Below are 19999 nucleotides of genomic sequence, written 5' to 3'. Positions count from 1 at the left end.
GTAAGAGTGTTTTACCGAAACCCCAGGTTTTCCCCTCGCAGCCTTTGCCTATCCTAGGCCGGGTCATCCCGCCTGCGATGGACTTATGAAAGACTCGCTCCCCAGCCGCTATGCCTGCCTGTTCCTGTGCCTGGTCTTCACGATCGCCAGCGTCCCGTTCCTGCTTGCGCACACCTGGCTCTGGCCCTTCACCATCATCAGCGCCCTGCTCAGCCTGGTCGGCCTCAACGACCTGCGTCAACGCCACCACGCCGTGCGCCGCAACTATCCGATCCTGGGCAACATCCGCTACCTGATCGAGACCATCCGCCCGGAGATCCGCCAGTACCTGATCGAGGGCGACGACGACAAGCTGCCGTTCTCCCGCGCCCAGCGTTCACTGGTCTACGCCCGGGCCAAGAACGAAAGCGCCGAGAAAGCCTTCGGCACCCTCAACGACGCCTACAAGCCGGGCTTCGAGTTCATCAGCCATTCGATGCTGCCGGTGCCGATGCCCGACCCGGCCTCGTTCCGCATCCGCATCGGCGGCCCGCAGTGCCGCCAGCCGTACTCGGCGTCGATCTTCAACATCTCGGCCATGAGTTTCGGCGCCCTCAGCGCCAACGCCATCGCCGCGCTGAACAAGGGCGCGCGCCTGGGCCGCTTCGCCCATGACACCGGCGAGGGCAGCATCAGCCCCTACCACCGCGAACACGGCGGCGACCTGATCTGGGAAATCGGCAGCGGCTATTTCGGCTGCCGTACCGAGGACGGCCGCTTCGACCCCGATCGCTTCGCCGAACTGGCCCGCTCGCCTCAGGTGAAGATGATCGAGATCAAGCTCAGCCAGGGCGCCAAGCCGGGCCATGGCGGGATTTTGCCGGGGCACAAGGTCAGCGCCGAGATCGCCGCCACCCGGGGCGTGCGCGAAGGCGAGGACTGCATCTCGCCGGCCGCCCACAGTGCCTTCAGCACGCCACGGGAGCTGCTGCAGTTCGTCGCCCGCCTGCGCGAGCTGTCTGGCGGCAAGCCGGTGGGTTTCAAGTTCTGCCTGGGCCACCCATGGGAGTTCATGGGCATCGCCAAGGCCATGCTGGCCACCGGCATCACCCCGGACTTCATCGTCGTCGACGGCAAGGAAGGTGGCACTGGCGCGGCGCCCCGGGAGTTCTCCGACAACATGGGCGTGCCGCTGCGCGAGGGCCTGATGTTCGTGCACAACACCCTGGTGGGGCTGAACCTGCGCGAGCGCATCCGCATCGGCGCGGCGGGCAAGCTGGTCAGCGCCTTCGACATCGCCAGCGTGCTGGCCATCGGCGCGGACTGGGTGAACTCGGCGCGGGGCTTCATGTTCGCCATCGGCTGCATCCAGTCGCAGAGCTGCCACACCAACAGGTGCCCCACCGGGGTGGCGACCCAGGACCCGCTGCGCCAGCGCGCGCTGGTGGTGCCGGAAAAGGCCGAGCGGGTCGCTAGCTTCCACCGCAACACCTTGCATGCCTTGGCCGAGATGCTTGCCGCCGCTGGCCTGGACCATCCCTCTGAACTCAAGCCCAAGCACCTGGCTCGGCGTATCAGCGCCAGCGAGATCAGCCTGTTTTCCCAGCTGCACACTTTCCTCAAGCCGGGCGAGCTGCTCAGCGGCGCGATCGACAGCGAGTTCTATGCACGGATGTGGCGGATGGCACGCAGTGACAGCTTTGCGCCGGAGACGGGAGAGATCGAGGTGGCGGCGGCGGTCAACATGCGCCGAAAAGAAACAGCCCCGGCATAGGCCGGGGCTGCGGGTCACGCAAGATCAGGATCAGAAGATGCTGATCGGGTACTCGACGAATACACGGACTTCGTTGCCGTCGTCGTTGTAGCCATTCTGACGCACTGCGGTGTTGGTACGCAGGAACGAGCTACGCAGTTTGACGGACAGGTCCTTGGCCGGGCCTTCCTGAACCACGTAACGGATCTGGTTGAAGATCTCGCGCTCTTTACCTTCACCGAAGCCTTGTGGGGCGTCGACTTTACGGGTGTTGATGTTGTCACCCACGACATAGGCAAACTTGTAGGTCAGCCCCGGAACGCCGAAGGCGCCAAAGTCCAGGCCATAGCCCAGCTGCCAGGAGCGCTCGTCCTCGGCGTTGAAGTCGGACCAGTAGGAGTTGGCCAGGTAGATGGTCGAACCACCGTCACCCACGCCACCGTCGTTCTGGTACCAGCCGTAGTTGTAGCCGGTGCTGCCGGTGCTGCGCTGGTGCGCCAGGGTGAACGAGTGCGGGCCGTAGGCGTAGGTGGCGGCCAGGCTCCAGATGGTGTTGGAGTCGCCGTTGAGCTTGGCGGCACGCACGTACTTGTTGTCGATGTCCGACTTGTAGCCGTTGAAGTCCAGGGTCAGGGACTGGTCGCTGGCGATCGGGAAGACGTAGTTCAGGCCCAGGTAGTGCTTCTTCATCACGTCTTCGTTGTCGGCGGTGTACAGCGACGCGGTGAAGTTGTCGGTGAACTTGTAGCTGCCGCCGAGCACGTTGATCGACTTCAGGCCACCGCCATCACGACGCTCGGCACTCTTGCGCGCTTCCTGGGTGAAGCGGCCGGCGTTGATTTCCAGGCCCTTGATCTCCTTGGAGGTGATCATGGTGCCGGTGAAGCTTTCCGGCAGCAGACGACCGTCGTCGTACTGCAGCACCGGCAGGGCCGGCATCTGGTCACCGTACTTGAGCACGGTGTTGGAGACACGGAACTTCACCGCAGCGCCACCACGGGCCAGGTTGTGCGAAGCGTTGGTCTTTTCACCATCGAAAGTGGGATCGGAGCGCTTGAAGAAGTCGACACCGCCACCCTGGTTGCGACCTTTGCCGCCATCCAGGCGCAGGGCGTACAGGCCGAAGGCGTCGACGCCGACACCGACGGTACCCTGGGTGAAGCCGGAGGAGAAGTTGGCAATGACGCCCTGGCCCCACTGGGACTGGTCGTTGGTGCCGTGCTTCTTGTCACGGTTGATGAAGGCGTTGCGCAGCAGGACGTTGGCGTGGCTGTCCTCGATGAAGCCCTTGCTTTCGGCCTGCTCATTGGCCTGTGCCTGGGTCGCGGCGATCATCGCCAGGGCGACCAGGCTGATCCTGGTTTTCAACATGTTATTTTCCTTATTTCGTATTCAAAAACGCTCTGCATGAGAACGCCAGGAACCAACGCCCCTTCGTAGGTTCGACGCTATGCGGATCCAAGCCGAAAGGCCCGCCAATGGTCTGCAACGGGCCTTGCAGCCGCATGGCCAGATCATGGCCAGCAGGCGTAGAGCCCGAATCCTAGCCCTGCCTGCTTATACATGTCAAAAAAACGTGAAATGCAGGTTGATATAACCAAAAACTAGGTCAGCGCTGGTGCATTTCCATGCATATCTGCCGTGGGTCAGCGCAAATTTGTCTCTTTTGTGGAAAGCGGGCGAAATCCATAAAAACGTCATACGACCGTGCTCCTGCTGGCATCCCGAAACCCTGTCGGAAATTGCCCTGAGCGGCGTAGGAGTGGTGGTGCGCCGCTCCCACACGCCATCCCCAAGCGCATCCTCATGAATATCAAGACAATTCAGAATCAATCCGAATGAATAGCAACATTTTGAAACATATGTAAAGACAACCCTTTACAAATGTCGATGCAACAGCAAATAGCAAGCATTACCATTCGCGCCCAATTTCTCACTCCATCCCTTGGACGCCTTCGATGCCTGCCCCCTGCCGCCTTTCTCCCCTGACCCTGGGCCTGTCGCTGCTGTTCAGCGCCGGCCTGGCCAGTGCCGCCACCACAACCCTGCCGGAAACCTCGGTGACCGCCGACAGCACCCGCGAAGAGGACAACCCGCGGGTCAAGGACGTGACCACCGCGACCCGTACCTCGACCCCGGCGCGCTATGTGCCGCAGGCCATCGACTCGGTGAAGACCCGCAACGTGCTGGACTACGGCAGCAGCAACCTGGGCAAGGCGCTGGAAGGCATCCCCAACGTCAGCAGCGGCGCCGACACCCGCTTCGACAGCCTGCGCATCCGCGGCTTCGACGCCAGCAACGACTTCTACCTGGACGGCATCCGCGACGATAGCCAGTACACCCGCGACCTGCACAACATCGAGCGGGTCGAGGTGCTCAAGGGCCCGGCGGCGGTGCTCTATGGCCGTGGCAGCCAGGGCGGCATCGTCAACCGGGTGAGCAAGGCGCCGGAGCACGGCCGCCGCTCGAGCATCGAGGCCCAGGGCGGCAGCCAGGACCTGCGCAGCCTGTACGCCGACCTCAGCGCCGACCCCAGCGATACCCTCAGCCTGCGCCTGAACCTGGGCAACGAGGACAAGAACAGCTTCCGCGACGGCATCGACGGCAACCACCGCCAGCTGTTCGCGCCGTCCATGAGCTGGCAGATCACCCCCGAGCTGAACTGGCTGGTGCAGTACGAATACAGCCGCTATGACCGCACCCCCGATCGCGGCATCCCCGGCAACCCGCTCACCGGACGCCCGGCCGACGTCAGCCGCAAGACCACCTACGGCGACACCCAGCGCGACTACATCAATGACCGCGCCGAGTCGCTGCGCTCGCGCCTGAACTACGAGCTGAACGACCAGTGGCAACTGCGCCATACCCTCAGCCTGTTCACCCTGGAAAGCGACTTCGACAACACCTATCTGACCGGCTACACCCCTTCGACCGGCCTGGTTGGTCGCCAACGCTGGCAGCAGGACCTGAGCACCCGCAACCTCTACAACACCGTCGAACTGGAAGGCCATGTAGAGACCTTCGGCCTTGAGCACACCCTGCTGGTTGGCCTGGAAATGGGCGAGCAGCGCCGCAACTCGCTGCTGCACCAGGGCGTTGGTGTGCCTTCGGTTCCCCTGCAGGGCGCAACGGCCCGCCAGCAGCACAATGGCACCATGCGGGTATCCAGCAACAACCACACCGATGTCGAGAGCACCGGGATCTACCTGCAGGACCAGATCCGCCTCAACGACCAGTGGCAGCTGCTGGCAGGCGTACGCTTCGACCAGTTCGAGGTGGATACCACCAACAAACTGCGCAACATCTCGGAAAAGCAGAAGGACAACAGTTTCAGCCCACGGATCGGCGTGGTGTACACGCCCTGGCAGGACCACTCCTTCTATGCGTCCTGGAGCAAGACCTACTCCCCGGTCGGTGGCGGCCTGATCGGCATCACCCCAGGCGCTGCCGGCAACACCAACCAGACCGACCCGGAACAGACCCGGCAAAAAGAGATCGGGGTCAAGAGCGAGTGGTTCGACGAGCGTCTGAGCACCACCCTCGCGATCTACGAACTGGAACTGTACAACCGCCGTACCCGCGACCCGATCAACCCGGACCTGATCCAGCTCAGCGGCCTGCAACGCTCGCGCGGCATCGAGCTGACCGCCACCGGCAACGTCGTGGGCAACTGGTATGTGCGCGGCGGCATCGGCCTGCAGGACGCGACCATCGTCAAGGACAACAACGGCCAGCAAGGCAACCGCATCAACGATGTGGCCAAGCGCAACGCCAGCCTGTTCGTGACCTGGAAGCCCGAGCTGGGTTGGTACGCCGAAACCGGCCTGACCCTGGTCGGCGACCGCTACGCCGACAACCAGAACACCGTGATCCTGCCGGGCTATGGCCGCTGGGACGCGCTGGCGGGCTACCGCACCCATGACTGGGATGTACGCGCGGCGCTGAGCAACATCACCGACAAGACCTACTACAGCTCGGCCACCAGCGCGGCGCAGATCCAGGTGGGCGATCCGCGCAGCCTGGTGGTGACCGGGACGTATAGTTTCTGATCACCAGAGGCCATACGCGCTCCTACAGGGGAATGCGTATCCCGACCGGGAAACGTCCCCCAAACGAAAACGCCACCGCAAATGCGGTGGCGTTTTTTTCTGCGACGGGGTCCTTCCCGGTCAATGCCAGACAGCCAGCAGAGCTTCGAGCTCTTCCTCGCTGATCAGACCTTGAGGGTATCGCCCATCCAGCAGGCGGCGTGGATCGGTCGTCCTGACCCGATTACCTCCATGACGTTTCAACCACTGAGCCAGGATTCTGAGCGATTGGTGACAGGCTGCCGTTGCGGGCAAAGCCGACTCACTTGCTGCATTCATTTCCTCACGTACTCCCTGGGCCGAGTGAGCGGCTAAGTTACTTCAGACGCGTTACAGAATGGCGTAGGCCCATTCGTCTGAAGTACGAGGAAAAATCAATACAATTGCTGTGCCATGCCGCCCGACCGACTATCGCGAGCATAAAAAAACCCGCCATTCGACGGGTTTTTCATTCATTGGCCGATCAACGTTTTACCGGTGCCGGCTGCTGCTGGGTCAGGCAGTGGATGTTGCCACCGCCAAGCAGCAGCTCACGCCCCGGGATCATCACCACTTCGTGGTCCGGGAAGACCTTGGCCAGGATCGCTCTGGCCTGGGCATCGGCCGGGTCGTCGAAGCTCGGGGCGATAATGCCGCCGTTGACGATCAGGAAGTTCACGTAGGAACCGGCCAGACGCACCGACGGGTCACGCTCCTGGCTGCCCACCACGTGATCGACGCCGTCGCATTCTGCCTGGGTGGCATACAGCGGCCCCGGGATCGGCATCTTGTGCACCACGAACTCGCGCCCTTTGGCGTCACGGGTGTTTTTCAGCACCTCGTAGGCGGCGTGGCAGCGCGCGTAGTTGGGGTCATTGGAATCATCGGTCCAGGCCAGTAACACTTCGCCGGGGCTGACGTAACAGCAGAAGTTGTCGACGTGGCCATCGGTCTCGTCGTTGTACAGGCCGTCCGGTAGCCAGACGATGGTCTCTACCGCCAGGTGCTCGCGCAGGATCTCCTCGATCTGCTCGCGGTTCAGGTGCGGGTTGCGGTTGCGGTTGAGCAGGCACTCCTCGGTGGTGATCAGGGTGCCTTCGCCGTCGACGTGGATCGAACCGCCCTCGAGCACGAAGCCTTCGGTGTGGTAGCGCTGCACGCGCTCCATCTCCATGACCTTGGCGGCCAGCTCCTCGTCGCGGTTCCAAGGGGCGTACAGGCCACCGTCGAAGCCGCCCCAGGCGTTGAAGCCCCAGTCCACGCCACGCACTTCGCCGTGGTCGTTGATGACGAAGGTCGGCCCGGTATCACGCACCCAGGCGTCGTCGTTGCTGATCTCGACCACACGGATATTCGGCAGGTCGAGCTGGCGACGGGCGTTCTCGTACTGGCCGGCGGACACCGCCACGGTGACTGGCTCGAAGCGGGCGATGGCCTTGGCCAGGGTCACGTGCGCGGCCTGCGCCGGCTTGCCGCCCAGGCGCCAGTTGTCCGGGCGCTCTGGCCAGACCATCCACACCTGGGATTGCGGGGCCCATTCGGCGGGCATGTGGAAACCGTCGGCGCGGGGAGTCGAGTTGAGGGTCTTCATGGGTAACCTCTGCGAAGGCCCGGTGCCAGGGGCGCCAGGTCGGTGATCGAGAAAGGTGCAGGCTCGCCAGTATAGGCAGCGTGATGATGAGCCGATATTACAACCGATAAATATCGACTTTAAATAGATAAAGACAAAATATTTAGACATAAAAAAGCCTGGTAAACCGATAACAATCGATTTGCCAGGCCTGGATGCCGTGATTCAAAGCCCTTCGTCGAGGATCCGCTCCACGCTGTCGACAAAGTAATCCACGCTGGCCCGCGTGGTGCACATCGGCGGCTTGATCTTGAGGATGTTCAGGTAGTCGCCGGTAGGCTGCATGAAGATCCCCAGGTCGCGCAGGCGATCGCACAGGATCATGGTCTCCTCGGTCGCCGGCTCCAGGGTCTGGTGATCGCGCACCAGTTCCAGCCCCAGGTAGAACCCCGAACCGTGGGCGGCGCCGGCTAGCGGATAGTTATCGACCAACGCCTGCAGGCGTGCCTTGAAGTGGCGGCCGACGTCACGGGCGTTGTCCCACAGCCCTTCGTCGCGCATCACATCCAGCACCGCCATGCCGATGCGGCAACTGACCGGGCTGCCCCCGGCCGAGGAGAAGAAATAGCCCTCGGCCTCCAGCGCCTCGGCGATCTCGCGCCGGGTGATCACCGCGCCCAGCGGCTGGCCGTTGCCCATGCCCTTGGCCATGGTGATGATATCCGGCACCACGCCCTGCTCCTCGAAGCCCCAGAAATACTCGCCCAGGCGCCCGTAGCCGACCTGCACCTCGTCGGCGATGCACACCCCGCCGCGCTGGCGCACCTTGGCATAGGCCTCGCGCAGGTAGCCCGGCGGCAACGAGATGCCCCCGGCGTTGCCGTACACCGGCTCGCAGATCATCCCGGCCAGCTGGCGGCCACGGGCGTCGAGGTCAGCCAGCTTGGCATCGACATCGCGCAGGTAGTCGGCGGCGCTGTCGGCGCCCCGGTAGCGCCCGCGGAAGGTGTTCGGCGCCTCCACCGGGTGCACCCAGTCCGGGCGGGTCTCCAGGGCCTGGGGGTTGTCGGCGATGGAGGTGGAGATCGCGTCGGTGGCCACCGACCAACCGTGATAAGCCTCCAGCACGCTGAGCAGGTCGCGCCCACCGCTGTAGGCCCAGGCCAGGCGGATCGCCAGGTCGTTGGCCTCGGTGCCGCTGTTGACCAGGAACACCCGGTCGAAGCCTTCCGGGGCCACGTCCAGCAGGCGTTCGGAGAACTCGGCAATGGCCGCGTAGTGGAAGCGCGAGTTGGTGTTGAGCAGCGACCACTGGCGCGCCGACTCGGCGACCATGCGCGGATGGCCATGGCCGAGCACCGCGACGTTGTTGAGCATGTCCAGGTACGAGCGGCCCTGCATGTCGATCAGGTAGTTGCGCCAGCCGCGCTCGATGTGTGGCGGCTGGGCGTAGTAATGCTTCTGCGAGCGGGCGAAGCTGGCATCGCGACGGGCCAGCAGGGCCTGTGGGTCGGCCAGTGGCTCGGCATCGCAGTCGAAGCCCAGCAGGGCTTGCGGTGATGGGCACAAGGCCAGCCAGGCGGCGGCGTGGGACGGGGTGGCGAAGAACGGTGGGCGGGTATCGGCATCCAGGCACAGCTGCACGCTGAGGAAGCCACAGGTCGCCCCCAGCGCCTGCCCCTTGAGCAGCACCTGGCCATCGGCCGGCGCCTCTTCCAGGCCAGCGAGCCACAGGTTCCAGTGCGCGGTCCGCAGGCAGCCACGGCCATCTCCGGTGCGTTGCCAGACACCGGCCTCGGGTGCTTGCAGCGGGCTGCCGGGCAACAGGTTCAGTTCCACGCCCAGGGCACAGGTGGCCGGCTCTTCGGGCCGATCGATATGGGTTTGCGACAGGCGGTACTGCCCATGGAGGCTGCACGCTGGCCCCGGCTGGGCGGCGAGCAGGCGCTGGTCGAAGCCGGGCTGCTCCCAATTGCCCGCTTCGCAGAGGGGGCTGAGCACGCCCAGGTCGACCCGGGCGACCGGCTGCCCGGCAAGACTCGGCAGCAACGCGGCGCAACCGCTCATGTCCGGCGTCACGGGCACCTGGCCCGCCGCCTGCAGGATCGCCGCCTCCATCAACGCGGCGGGGACGGAGCAGGCAGTGTCGAAGATCTCCCATTCATGGGCGATGTTGTCGCGGGTGTACTGGTTGCCCGGGTCGATCGCCAGCTGCTGCTCGCTACTGAGCACCAGCACTGCGGCGCGGTTCAGCACCAGCGGCCACAAGGCGCGCAACTCAACCTCCTGCAACGGGTTCGCCGCGTGATAGGCGCTGACCGCTGGCAGGATGCGCAACGGGTCGCCCTCGGCGTGGTGCAGCAGGGCCGCGCAGGTCACCGACAGGTCGGCGATGCGCCAGGTGCGCAGCAGGTCGCCGAAGTCGATGACGCCCTGTACCTGCCACTGCCGCTGGTCGTCGCGGGCCCAGACCACGTTGTCGTCGGTGATGTCCAGGTGCACGGCCTGGACCGGTAACTGCTCGACCAACGGTTGCAGGCGAGCGGCCGCCAACCGTGCGACCTGTGCCACCTGCTCGCGACGCCGGGCATCCTGCAACACCGGCAACAGGTGCTCGATCAGCACCGGGGCGTGCCGTGGATCCCACTGCAAGGTACGCTCGAGACCCGGGTGGTCGAAACCGGCCAGCGCCTTGTCGACCTCGGCGCAAAGCGTGCCGAGCTCGGCCATCACTCGCGCTGACAAGTGCCCAAGACGTGTCAGAGGCTGGCCGTCGATGTAATCTAGCAAACGGACCCGCAACGGCTGGCCATCGATGTCCAGCGCCAGCAATGACTCGCCCGTGTTCGCCGGACGCACCACTGGCACCGGCATGCCTTGCCCGCGCAGATAAGCCAGGGCCGCATGCTGTGCCTGCAGTTCGATCGGCGCATAACTGCCATGGCAGACCTTGAGCACATACCGGCCCTGGTCGCTGTCGACGCGAAAATTCAGATCCTGCTGGCTACCCAGTGCCTGCAACTGGCCTTGCAGGTCATAATGCGACTGCAGCAGGGCGTTGGCCTGGGCCTCACCGAGTGATGGGCTGGGCAAGCACGCACGTTGGGTCAGGATGCTCAGGGACATAGGTGGAAACCTCATTTTTTTTGCCACTTATATCGCCACTGCTGCTGCCGATATACAAGGGGCAGATCAAATCAGGCAATGGATTTCCAGCGCCGGCGCGATCGGTCAAGAGCGGCTACAACCAAACAAACCAGGCTTTAGGCCACAGGCTTCCAGTAGAGGCACATGCTCATGCGCATTCTCGTCACCGGCGGTGCCGGCTTTATCGGCTCGGCGCTGATCCGCCATCTTATCGGTGATACCGATCATGAAGTGCTCAACCTCGACAAGTTGACCTACGCAGGCAACCTGGAGTCGTTACAGGGAATCGCCGGCAACAGCCGCTATGAGTTCGTCCAGGCCGACATCGCCGACCAGCCAACGGTGGGCAAGCTTCTCGAACGCTTCCAACCCGACGCCATCATGCACTTGGCCGCCGAGTCCCATGTCGACCGCTCCATCGATGGCCCGGCAGCTTTCATCCAGACCAATATCGTCGGCACCTACGCCCTGCTCGAGGCAACCCGCGCCTGGTGGAGCCAGCTAACAGCCGAACGGCGCGCACGGTTCCGCTTCCACCACATCTCGACTGACGAGGTATATGGCGACCTGCACGGTGTCAACGACCTGTTTACCGAGACGACCCCTTACACCCCCAGCTCCCCTTACTCGGCGAGCAAGGCGGCCTCGGACCACCTGGTCCGCGCCTGGCATCGCACCTATGATCTGCCGGTGCTGATCACCAACTGTTCGAACAACTACGGACCGTACCATTTTCCAGAAAAACTCATCCCGCTGATGATCCTCAACGCCCTGGATGGCAAACCGCTACCTGTCTACGGCAACGGCCAGCAGGTACGCGACTGGCTGTATGTCGAAGACCACGCACGGGCACTGCTCAAGGTGGTGACCGAAGGGAAAGTGGGTGATACCTACAACATCGGTGGCCACAACGAGCGCAAGAACCTCGAAGTGGTGCATACCTTGTGCGCGCTGCTCGAAGAGCTGGCCCCCGAACATCCAACCGGCGTGGCTCGCTATGCCGACCTGATCACCTTCGTCCAGGACCGCCCGGGCCATGACCTGCGCTACGCCATCGATGCCGGCAAGATCGAACGCGAACTGGGTTGGGTGCCGCAGGAAACCTTCGAGACCGGTTTGCGCAAGACCGTCCGCTGGTACCTGGAACACCTGGAGTGGTGCCGCCGCGTCCAGAACGGCAGCTACCAGGGCGAACGCCTGGGCACCTCCAATATCAAGGACCTGATCGCATGACCAAAGGTATCGTCCTCGCCGGAGGCTCCGGCACCCGTCTGCACCCCATCACCCTCGGGGTGTCGAAACAACTGCTGCCGGTCTATGACAAACCGATGATCTACTATCCGATCTCGGTCCTGATGCTCGCCGGGATCCGCGACATCCTGCTGATTTCCACGCCCCTTGACCTGCCGCAGTACCGCCAGCTGTTCGGCGACGGCAGCCAGTTCGGCATCAACATAAGCTACGCCGAGCAGCCCTCGCCGGATGGCCTGGCCCAGGCATTCCTGATCGGTGAAGCGTTCATCGGCGACGACTCGGTATGCCTGATCCTGGGCGACAACATCTTCCACGGGCAGAGCTTTACCGAGCAACTGCAACGTGCCGTCAGCCACGCCTCCGGCGCCACCGTGTTCGGCTACTGGGTCAAGGATCCCGAGCGCTTCGGTGTGGTCGAATTCGACGAACAGGGCAACGCCCTGTCCATCGAGGAGAAGCCACGGCAACCCAAGTCCAGCTATGCCGTGACCGGCCTGTACTTCTACGACAACGACGTGATCGAGATCGCCAAGGGCGTACGCCCGTCGGCACGGGGCGAACTGGAGATCACCGACATCACCAATGCCTACCTTCAGCGCGGTGACCTTCGGGTCGAGCGTTTCGGCCGTGGCTTCGCCTGGCTCGACACCGGCACCCATGAAAGCCTGTTGGAAGCCTCGCAGTACGTGCAGACCATCGAGAACCGCCAGGGACTCAAGGTGGCCTGCCTGGAAGAAATCGCCTTCAACAAGGGCTGGATCAGCCGCGAAAGCCTGCTGGTAAAGGCCGATGAACTGAAGAAGACCGGATACGGCCAATACCTGCGCAAAGTGGCTGAAGAATCTGCATGAACATTATCCCTACAGACCTGCCTGACGTCCTGATCATCGAACCCAAGGTGTTTGGAGATGATCGAGGTTTTTTCTTCGAGAGCTTCAACGCCAAGGTCTTCGAGGAACACATCGGGCTGCCGGTGAACTTTGTTCAAGACAATCACTCGCGCTCACTGAGAGGAGTGTTGCGAGGACTTCACTATCAGGAGCGCAACATCCAAGGCAAACTGGTGCGCGTGATCCAGGGCGAAGTGCTGGATGTGGCAGTCGACGTGCGCCGTAGCTCGCCGACCTTCGGCAAGTGGGTCGCCCAGCAACTGTCCGCGGAGAATCGTCGCCAGCTGTGGATTCCTCCGGGCTTCGCCCATGGTTTCCTGGTACTCAGCGAGTCGGCCGAGCTTCTGTACAAGACCACCGACTACTACAACCCAGCCGCCGAGCACAGCATCCGCTGGGACGACCCCACACTGGCGATAGACTGGAAGCTCAAGGGCGATCCCCAGCTTTCCGCCAAGGACCAGCAGGGCAAACTATTTACCGAACTGGCACTGCTGCCATGAGGATTCTCGTCTGTGGTCGCAATGGCCAGGTCGCCCGTGCGCTGCACGGCGCACTCGAAGGTCTTGGCGACGTGCAGTTGCTCGGGCGTGAGCGGCTCGACCTGGCCCAGCCGGCGCTTTTGCGAGAGCAACTGCGCACGCATGCTCCCGACCTGATCATCAATGCCGCCGCTTACACGGCTGTCGACAAGGCAGAAAACGAGCCCGACTTGGCCTTTGCGATCAATGCCGAAGGGCCACGGGTACTTGCCGAGGAGGCTGAGCGCCTGGGCGCGCCGCTGATCCACTACTCAACCGACTATGTGTTCGATGGACGCAAGGCCACGCCGTACGACGAAGAGGACGAGCCTGATCCCCTGAGCGTCTACGGCCGAAGCAAAATGTCCGGGGAGCAGGCAATCCGCAAGGTAGGTGCCGAACACCTGATCCTGCGCACCAGCTGGGTCTATTCGCTGCATGGGGGCAATTTCCTGCTGACCATGCAGCGCCTGCTTCAGGAACGCGCTCAACTGAAAGTGGTGGACGACCAGATCGGCGCCCCGACCTGGGCAGCCACAATTGCAGCCAGTACGCGTGCATTGATCGAGCGCTGGCAGAACGGCCAGGCCGGCGCCTGGGGCACCTACCACCTGACCGCCCAGGGTGAAACCTCCTGGTTCGGCTTCGCCCAGGCCATCGGCGAACAGCTCAAGATCCGTGGCCTGCCTTGTGCCGAATTGCTGCCGATCCCTTCCAGCGACTACCCGACACCGGCAAGGCGACCGCTCAACTCGCGCCTGGACTGTTCGCGCCTGGCCCGCGAATGGCAGGTCAGCCAGCCGCACTGGCACGATGCACTCATCGACTGCCTCAAGTAGCGCATAATTGCGCCAGATCCTACTGGCGCCCTTATCGCGATGATCCCAAGACCCACGCCCCCCCGCCGCCCCCGCTGGCGCAGCCTGGCCCTGCTGGCGCTGTGCCTGGCCCCGCTGCTGTGGCCGCTGCAGCACCTGGCCGAACGCTACTACCAGGACGAACTGGCCTCGCAGAACCGCCAGACCCTCGACCTCTACGTCGCCAACCTGCTGGGCACCCTGCACCGTTACGAAACCCTGCCGCAGATCCTCGGCGACCTGCCGGCACTGCGTGGCGTGCTGGCCGACCCGTTCCGCCTCGAGGCGGTGACCAACGCCAACCGCCTGCTCAAGCACATCACCCAGCAGACCGGCGCCGAGGTGATGTACCTGATGGATGTCAGCGGCAACACCCTGGCTGCTTCCAACTGGGACAAGCAGGACAGTTTCGTCGGCCGCAACTTCTCTTTCCGCCCCTACTTCATCGAAGCGATGGAGGGCCGCCTGGGGCGTTTCTTCGGCCAGGGCACCACCTCGGCCAAGCGCGGCTACTTCTTCGCCGCCGCCGTGCACGACCGCGACAAGGTGATCGGCGTACTGGTGGTCAAGGTCGACCTCGACCACACCGAGACTCTCTGGGGCCGCACCCCGGAACAACTGCTGCTGACCGACCAGAACGGCGTGGTGGTGCTCACCTCGCGTCCGGACTGGCGATTCCGTGCCACCCGCGAGCTGAGCGCGGCCGAGCGCCAGGCCATCGTCGCCATCCAGCCCTACCCGACCCAGGCGCCGCAGCCGCTGACCCTCGACCAGGCCGCCTGGCTGATCCAGACCCGCGACATCAAGGAAACCGGCTGGCAAGTGAGCATCCTCGCCCCGCGCCTGCTGGTCGACCGCTCGGTGCAGACGGTCATGGCCATCGGCGGCGGCGCGCTGCTGGTGACCATGCTCCTGGCCGGCCTGGTGATGCAGCGCCGTCGCCACTACATCGACCGCATCGACTTCGAGGCCCGTGCCCGTCAGGAGCTGGAAAAGCGCGTGGCCGAGCGCACCGCCGACCTCGAAGGCCTCAACACCCGGCTCAAGAGCGCGGTGCTCGAGCGCGAAAGCGCCCAGCAGGAGCTGGTGCGCGCCCAGGACGAGCTGGTCCAGGCCGGCAAGCTGTCGGTGCTCGGCACCATGTCGGCGAGCATCAGCCACGAACTGAACCAGCCGCTGGCGGCCATCCGCAGCTACGCCGAGAACGCCGAGATCCTGCTCGATCATCAGCGCACCGAGGACGTGCGCGGCAACCTCAAGCTGATCGGCGAGCTGACCGGGCGCATGGCCTCGATCATCGCCCACCTGCGCGCCTTCGCCCGCCGCGACCAGCACGCCCCGGAAAGCGTGGCCCTGCAACCGGCCCTGGACGACGCCCTCGCGCTGCTGGCCAAGCGCCGCCGGGCCATGGCCGTGGAGCTGGTGCGCGACCTGCCGGAAGCCACTCTGTGGGTGCAAGCGGGCGAAACACGCCTGCGTCAGGTGCTGGGCAACCTGCTGGCCAACGCCCTCGATGCCCTCACCGAGAAGGCCAACCCGCGCCGGCTGTGGCTGAGTGCCGAACGCCAGGATGACTGCGTCTACCTGTACATCCGCGACAATGGCCCCGGCTTCAGCCGTCAGGCCCTGGAGCACGCCAAGGAGCCGTTCTTCACCACCAAGACACGGACCCAGGGCCTGGGACTGGGGCTGGCCATCTGCGAAAGCCTGATGCATGCGCTGGGCGGCGAGCTGCTGCTGGGCAACCACCCGGAAGGCGGTGCCCTGCTGACGCTGAAACTGCGCGTAGCCAAGCCCGGTGCCAACCTGCAATCTTCGGAGGACACCTCGGCATGACCGAGACACTGATCGACAGCCGCGCCCAGGTGCTCCTGGTCGACGACGACCCGCACCTGCGCCAGGCCCTGAGCCAGACCCTGGACCTGGCCGGGCTCAAGGTGGTGGCCCTGGCCGACGCCCAGGGCCTGGCCGGGCGCATCGAGGAAGACTGGCCGGGGGTGGTGGTCAGCGATATCCGCATGCCCGGCATCGACGGCCTGCAACTGCTGGAACAACTGCACGCCCGCGACAGCGAGCTGCCGGTGCTGCTGATCACCGGCCACGGCGATGTGCCGCTGGCGGTGCAGGCCATGCGCGCCGGGGCCTACGACTTCCTCGAAAAGCCTTTCGCCAGCGACGCCCTGCTCGACAGCGTGCGTCGCGCCCTGGCCCTGCGCCGCCTGGTGCTGGACAACCGCAGCCTGCGCCTGGCCCTGAGCGACCGCCAGCAGCTGGCCACGCGCCTGGTCGGACAGTCGCCGGGCATGCAGCGCCTGCGCGAGCAGATCGGCGCTCTCGCCGGCACCCGCGCCGACGTGCTGATCCTCGGCGAGACCGGCGCCGGCAAGGAGGTGGTGGCCCGCGCCCTGCACGACTTGTCGAGCCGCCGCGACGGCCCGTTCGTGGCGATCAACGCCGGCGCCCTGGCCGAGTCGGTGGTCGAGAGCGAGCTGTTCGGCCACGAGCCCGGGGCCTTCACCGGGGCGCAGAAACGCCGGATCGGCAAGTTCGAGTTCGCCAACGGCGGCACGCTGTTCCTCGACGAGATCGAGAGCATGAGCCTGGACGTGCAGGTCAAGCTGCTGCGCCTGCTGCAGGAGCGGGTGGTCGAACGCCTGGGCGGCAACCAGCTGATCCCGCTGGATATCCGCATCATCGCCGCGACCAAGGAAGACCTGCGCCAGGCCGCCGACCAGGGCCGTTTTCGCGCCGACCTGTACTACCGCCTGAATGTCGCGCCGCTGCGTATCCCCGCGTTGCGCGAACGCGGCGACGACATCCTCGTGCTGTTCCAGCACTTCGCCGATGCCGCCAGCGAGCGCCACGGCCTGCCGCCCCACAGCCTGCAACCGGCGCAGCGCGCCGTGCTCCTGCGCCACGACTGGCCGGGCAACGTGCGCGAGCTGCAGAACGCCGCCGAACGCTTCGCCCTGGGCCTGGAGCTGGCCCTCGATGGCCAGGTGCCCGCGGCGCCCCATGACATCCAGGTGCCCGTGCCGACCGGCAACCTCAGCGAGCAGGTCGAGCAGTTCGAGCGCTCGCTGATCGCCGCCGAGCTCGGCCAACCGCACAACTCGATGCGCAGCCTCGCCGAAGCCCTCGGCATCCCGCGCAAGACCCTGCACGACAAGCTGCGCAAGCACGGCCTGAGCTTCGACGGCGGTGGCGGGCACGACGACCAGGAGGACAACCGTCCATGAGCACCGACAGCCAGTACCTGCAATCGGTATTGCACAGTGATATTCCGCTGACCCGCGAGATGGGGATGGAAGTCCTCGATTGGCAACAGCACTGCCTGCGCCTGAAGCTGCCGCTGGCACCCAACGTCAACCACAAGAGCACCATGTTCGGCGGCAGCCTGTACTGCGGCGCGGTGCTGGTGGGCTGGGGCTGGCTGCATCTGCGCCTGCGCGAGCTGGGGATCGATGACGGGCATATCGTCATCCAGGAAGGGCAGATCAGTTATCCGCTGCCGGTCACCGGTACGGCGGTGGCACAGTGCCCGGCGCCGGACGAGAAAACCTGGGAGCGGTTCCTGACCATGTACCAGCGTCGCGGGCGGGCGCGCCTGACGCTGGAGACGGTGGTGAGCAACGAGGGGAACGACGAGCCTGCGGTGAGGTTCAGTGGCCAGTACGTGCTGCACCGTTGAGAAGCTGATCAACGTGGGAGCGGGCTTGCCCCGCGATGGCCCTATCGCGGGGCAAGCCCGCTCCCACGAGCATTACACTGCTTTGTTGATTGTGGCTACGCTAAATTCGACCAGCGCCTGTCGCCAGCTAGCCGAACCCGGCAACGCCACGAAAAACGGATTGAGCAACGACTCCCGCGCCGGATACCGGAACGGCAATCCATCCAGCCCGATCACCTCGCCCCCGGCCCCTTCCAGCACGCCCTGGGCAGCCGCCGTATCCCACTGCGAAGTCGGCGCCAAGCGCGGATAACAGTCGGCACTGCCTTCGGCCAGCAGGCAGAATTTCAGCGAACTGCCGATATTGGCCAGCTCCAGCTCACCCACCGCACCACTCAATCCAGCCAGCAGGGCCTCCTGCTGCGGGCTGGAATGCCGACGGCTGGCGACGACGGTGAACTTCGCCCCCTGCGCCGGCGCGTTGCGTACCTGGATCGGCTGCGCGGCGCCATCACGCTCCACACGCCAGGCACCCAGGTCGCGCCCTCCGAAATAACAGCGGCCATTGGTCGGCATCGCCACCACCCCGAACACCACCTCGCCGTTCTCGATCAGCGCGATATTGACGGTGAACTCTTCGCTACCGGCGATGAATTCCTTGGTGCCATCCAGCGGGTCGACCAGCCACCAGCGCTGCCAGCCTTGGCGGGTGGCCAGCGGAATCTCGCAGTCTTCCTCGGACAGCACCGGGATCTGCGGTGCCAGCGCCTGCAAACCATCCGCGATCACTCGATGAGCCGCCAGGTCGGCAGCGGTCACCGGCGAATCGTCGGCCTTGCTGGTCACCGCCACATCGGCGCGCCAGAACGGCAGGATCGCCTCGCCGGCCGCGCGGGTGAGCGCCACCACGTCCTGCATCAATTGCCGATCATTCATACGCTCAGCACCCCACGCTGGATCAACAGGTCACGGGCCAGGTACAACGCCGCCAGCGCCCGACCTTCGGTGAACTGCGGGTGCATGGCCAACGCTGACAGCTCACGCAGGTTGACCTTGTCGACCCGCATCGGCTCGGGCTCGTCGCCCTCCAGGCGTTCTTCGTACAGGTCCGAGGCCAGCACCACCTGGATCTTCTGGCTCATGTAGCCGGGCGACAGCGACAGCTCGGTCAGGTGTTCCAGCTGGCGTGCGCCGAACCCGGCCTCTTCCTTGAGTTCCCGGTCGGCGGCAGCCAGCACGTCCTCGCCCGGCTCGATCAGGCCCTTGGGCAGGGACAGCTCGTATTCATCGGTGCCGCCGCAGTACTCCTCGACCAGTACCGCGTGCTCGGCATCGAGCATGGCCACGATCATCACCGCGCCATAACCGTTGCCACGACCGACCAATCGCTCGTAGGTGCGCTCGGTGCCGTTGGAAAAGCGCAACTGCACGGCTTCGACCCGGAACAGGCGGCTGCTGGCGACGATCTCGCGGCTGAGGACGGTGGGTTTCTGGCGCATGGGGCGGCTCCTTGGCGTGAACGGGTTACTATACCGTGGCTTGCCGACTGATCGAGAATTTCCCATGCCCGTTCTTCCCTGGTCCGCCATCGATACCGTCCTGCTGGACATGGACGGCACCCTGCTCGACCTGCACTACGACAACCGCTTCTGGCTGGACCACCTGCCCCAGCGCTACGCCGAGCTGCATGGCGTGAGCCGGGCCATGGCCGAGCTCGAGCTGCGCCCGCTGTTCGAGCAGCATGCCGGCACGCTCAACTGGTACTGCCTGGATTTCTGGAGCCGCGAACTGCGCCTGCCGATCCGCGAGCTGAAACAGGAGATCGCCGACCTCATCGCCCTCAAGCCGGATGCCGACACCTTTCTCGCGGCCGTGCGCAAGGCGGGCAAGCGCGTGGTGATGATCACCAATGCGCACCGCGATTCGCTATCTCTGAAGCTGGAGCGGGTGGAACTGGCACCGTATTTCGAACGGCTGATCAGCTCGCATGACTATGGGTATCCGAAAGAGAGCCCGCAGTTCTGGGATGCGTTGCAGGCGGATATTGGCTTCGAACCGGCGCGCAGCCTGTTCATCGATGACACCCTGGCGATCCTGCGCAGTGCCCGGCGGTTCGGGGTGGGGCATCTGCTGGCGGTGCGCCAGCCGGACAGCCGGGCTGAACCTCGGGATACCCAGGAGTTTGCGGCGGTGGAGGATTATCGGGATTTGTTGACTGGGCTGTAGGCCCTATCGCGGGGCAAGCCCGCTCCCACGAGTGCTTCGTCGTGGGAGCGGGCCTCGCGATGACG

At 64.7% G+C, this 19999-nt stretch carries 15 protein-coding genes; 10 read left to right on the top strand and 5 right to left on the bottom strand.

The genetic code is table 11. The annotated features are described in order from the left end of the window. The first annotated feature begins 85 nt into the window (after nt 1-85). Complete coding sequence (locus HU751_RS16555; protein WP_186731814.1) at nt 86-1753, top strand: FMN-binding glutamate synthase family protein; 1668 nt, start codon at nt 86-88, stop codon at nt 1751-1753. 30 nt (nt 1754-1783) lie between these two features. Here HU751_RS16555 and HU751_RS16550 read toward each other — a convergent pair whose 3' ends face one another. After that, complete coding sequence (locus tag HU751_RS16550) at nt 1784-3103, bottom strand: OprD family porin (RefSeq protein ID WP_186731815.1); 1320 nt, start codon at nt 3101-3103, stop codon at nt 1784-1786. Nucleotides 3104-3690: 587 nt separating this feature from the next. On the opposite strand from HU751_RS16550, the gene HU751_RS16545 reads away from it, so the two are divergent. Beyond that, nucleotides 3691-5781: a TonB-dependent receptor gene (locus tag HU751_RS16545; protein ID WP_186731816.1), complete on the top strand. Its 2091-nt coding sequence runs from the start codon at nt 3691-3693 to the stop codon at nt 5779-5781. Nucleotides 5782-6283: 502 nt separating this feature from the next. Here HU751_RS16545 and aguA read toward each other — a convergent pair. Then, the gene (gene aguA, locus HU751_RS16540) at nt 6284-7390 is read right to left on the bottom strand and encodes an agmatine deiminase (protein ID WP_186731817.1); all 1107 of its coding nucleotides are present in this window, start codon (nt 7388-7390) and stop codon (nt 6284-6286) included. Between the two features lie 204 nt (nt 7391-7594). Further along, complete coding sequence (locus HU751_RS16535) at nt 7595-10495, bottom strand: aminotransferase (RefSeq protein ID WP_186731818.1); 2901 nt, start codon at nt 10493-10495, stop codon at nt 7595-7597. A gap of 171 nt (nt 10496-10666) precedes the next feature. On the opposite strand from HU751_RS16535, the gene rfbB reads away from it, so the two are divergent. Genes rfbB through HU751_RS16500 form a run of 7 tightly spaced genes read left to right on the top strand, consistent with a single transcriptional unit; the run spans nt 10667 to nt 17729 of the window. Further along, nucleotides 10667-11749 carry a dTDP-glucose 4,6-dehydratase gene (gene rfbB, locus HU751_RS16530; protein WP_186731819.1) on the top strand — a complete coding sequence of 361 codons (1083 nt, stop codon included), beginning with the start codon at nt 10667-10669 and terminating at the stop codon, nt 11747-11749. Further along, nucleotides 11746-12621, top strand: coding sequence for a glucose-1-phosphate thymidylyltransferase RfbA (rfbA, locus tag HU751_RS16525; RefSeq protein ID WP_186731820.1), 876 nt, complete (start codon nt 11746-11748; stop codon nt 12619-12621). Before rfbB ends, rfbA begins: the two co-directional genes overlap by 4 nt. Continuing rightward, nucleotides 12618-13163 carry a dTDP-4-dehydrorhamnose 3,5-epimerase gene (gene rfbC / locus HU751_RS16520; RefSeq protein ID WP_186731821.1) on the top strand — a complete coding sequence of 182 codons (546 nt, stop codon included), beginning with the start codon at nt 12618-12620 and terminating at the stop codon, nt 13161-13163. Before rfbA ends, rfbC begins: the two co-directional genes overlap by 4 nt. Further along, entirely contained in the window at nt 13160-14020 is an 861-nt protein-coding gene (rfbD, locus tag HU751_RS16515) for a dTDP-4-dehydrorhamnose reductase (RefSeq protein ID WP_186731822.1), read from the top strand. Before rfbC ends, rfbD begins: the two co-directional genes overlap by 4 nt. 39 nt (nt 14021-14059) lie before the next feature. Next, a complete protein-coding gene (locus tag HU751_RS16510; RefSeq protein WP_186731823.1) occupies nt 14060-15874 on the top strand; it encodes a sensor histidine kinase in 1815 nt (604 codons plus the stop codon). Then, nucleotides 15871-17277, top strand: a complete 1407-nt coding sequence (locus tag HU751_RS16505) for a sigma-54-dependent transcriptional regulator (RefSeq protein ID WP_186731824.1) — start codon at nt 15871-15873, stop codon at nt 17275-17277. The genes HU751_RS16510 and HU751_RS16505 overlap by 4 nt, the downstream gene beginning before the upstream one ends. Further along, complete coding sequence (locus HU751_RS16500; protein ID WP_186731825.1) at nt 17274-17729, top strand: thioesterase domain-containing protein; 456 nt, start codon at nt 17274-17276, stop codon at nt 17727-17729. The genes HU751_RS16505 and HU751_RS16500 overlap by 4 nt, the downstream gene beginning before the upstream one ends. A 72-nt stretch (nt 17730-17801) precedes the next feature. On the opposite strand, the gene cysQ is transcribed toward HU751_RS16500, so the two are convergent. Next, nucleotides 17802-18644: a 3'(2'),5'-bisphosphate nucleotidase CysQ gene (gene cysQ / locus HU751_RS16495; protein ID WP_186731826.1), complete on the bottom strand. Its 843-nt coding sequence runs from the start codon at nt 18642-18644 to the stop codon at nt 17802-17804. Continuing rightward, nucleotides 18641-19207: an ADP compounds hydrolase NudE gene (gene nudE / locus HU751_RS16490; protein WP_050703344.1), complete on the bottom strand. Its 567-nt coding sequence runs from the start codon at nt 19205-19207 to the stop codon at nt 18641-18643. The genes cysQ and nudE overlap by 4 nt, the downstream gene beginning before the upstream one ends. A gap of 64 nt (nt 19208-19271) precedes the next feature. On the opposite strand from nudE, the gene yrfG reads away from it, so the two are divergent. Next, nucleotides 19272-19934, top strand: a complete 663-nt coding sequence (yrfG, locus tag HU751_RS16485; RefSeq protein ID WP_186712104.1) for a GMP/IMP nucleotidase — start codon at nt 19272-19274, stop codon at nt 19932-19934. Nucleotides 19935-19999 lie beyond the last annotated feature (65 nt).

The organism is Pseudomonas peradeniyensis, assembly GCF_014268935.2.
GTDB classification, from domain to species: domain Bacteria; phylum Pseudomonadota; class Gammaproteobacteria; order Pseudomonadales; family Pseudomonadaceae; genus Aquipseudomonas; species Aquipseudomonas peradeniyensis.
The sequence above is the reverse complement of the archived record's forward strand: the minus strand, read 5'-3'. Positions and strand labels throughout refer to the sequence as shown.

What these genes read in the sequence shown, in the direction of transcription:
- HU751_RS16555 (WP_186731814.1), top strand. Translation starts at nt 86, where the DNA reads ATGAAAGACTCGCTCCCCAGCCGCTATGCCTGCCTGTTCCTGTGCCTG.
- HU751_RS16550 (WP_186731815.1), bottom strand. Translation starts at nt 3,103, where the DNA reads ATGTTGAAAACCAGGATCAGCCTGGTCGCCCTGGCGATGATCGCCGCG.
- HU751_RS16545 (WP_186731816.1), top strand. Translation starts at nt 3,691, where the DNA reads ATGCCTGCCCCCTGCCGCCTTTCTCCCCTGACCCTGGGCCTGTCGCTG.
- aguA (WP_186731817.1), bottom strand. Translation starts at nt 7,390, where the DNA reads ATGAAGACCCTCAACTCGACTCCCCGCGCCGACGGTTTCCACATGCCC.
- HU751_RS16535 (WP_186731818.1), bottom strand. Translation starts at nt 10,495, where the DNA reads ATGTCCCTGAGCATCCTGACCCAACGTGCGTGCTTGCCCAGCCCATCA.
- rfbB (WP_186731819.1), top strand. Translation starts at nt 10,667, where the DNA reads ATGCGCATTCTCGTCACCGGCGGTGCCGGCTTTATCGGCTCGGCGCTG.
- rfbA (WP_186731820.1), top strand. Translation starts at nt 11,746, where the DNA reads ATGACCAAAGGTATCGTCCTCGCCGGAGGCTCCGGCACCCGTCTGCAC.
- rfbC (WP_186731821.1), top strand. Translation starts at nt 12,618, where the DNA reads ATGAACATTATCCCTACAGACCTGCCTGACGTCCTGATCATCGAACCC.
- rfbD (WP_186731822.1), top strand. Translation starts at nt 13,160, where the DNA reads ATGAGGATTCTCGTCTGTGGTCGCAATGGCCAGGTCGCCCGTGCGCTG.
- HU751_RS16510 (WP_186731823.1), top strand. Translation starts at nt 14,060, where the DNA reads ATGATCCCAAGACCCACGCCCCCCCGCCGCCCCCGCTGGCGCAGCCTG.
- HU751_RS16505 (WP_186731824.1), top strand. Translation starts at nt 15,871, where the DNA reads ATGACCGAGACACTGATCGACAGCCGCGCCCAGGTGCTCCTGGTCGAC.
- HU751_RS16500 (WP_186731825.1), top strand. Translation starts at nt 17,274, where the DNA reads ATGAGCACCGACAGCCAGTACCTGCAATCGGTATTGCACAGTGATATT.
- cysQ (WP_186731826.1), bottom strand. Translation starts at nt 18,644, where the DNA reads ATGAATGATCGGCAATTGATGCAGGACGTGGTGGCGCTCACCCGCGCG.
- nudE (WP_050703344.1), bottom strand. Translation starts at nt 19,207, where the DNA reads ATGCGCCAGAAACCCACCGTCCTCAGCCGCGAGATCGTCGCCAGCAGC.
- yrfG (WP_186712104.1), top strand. Translation starts at nt 19,272, where the DNA reads ATGCCCGTTCTTCCCTGGTCCGCCATCGATACCGTCCTGCTGGACATG.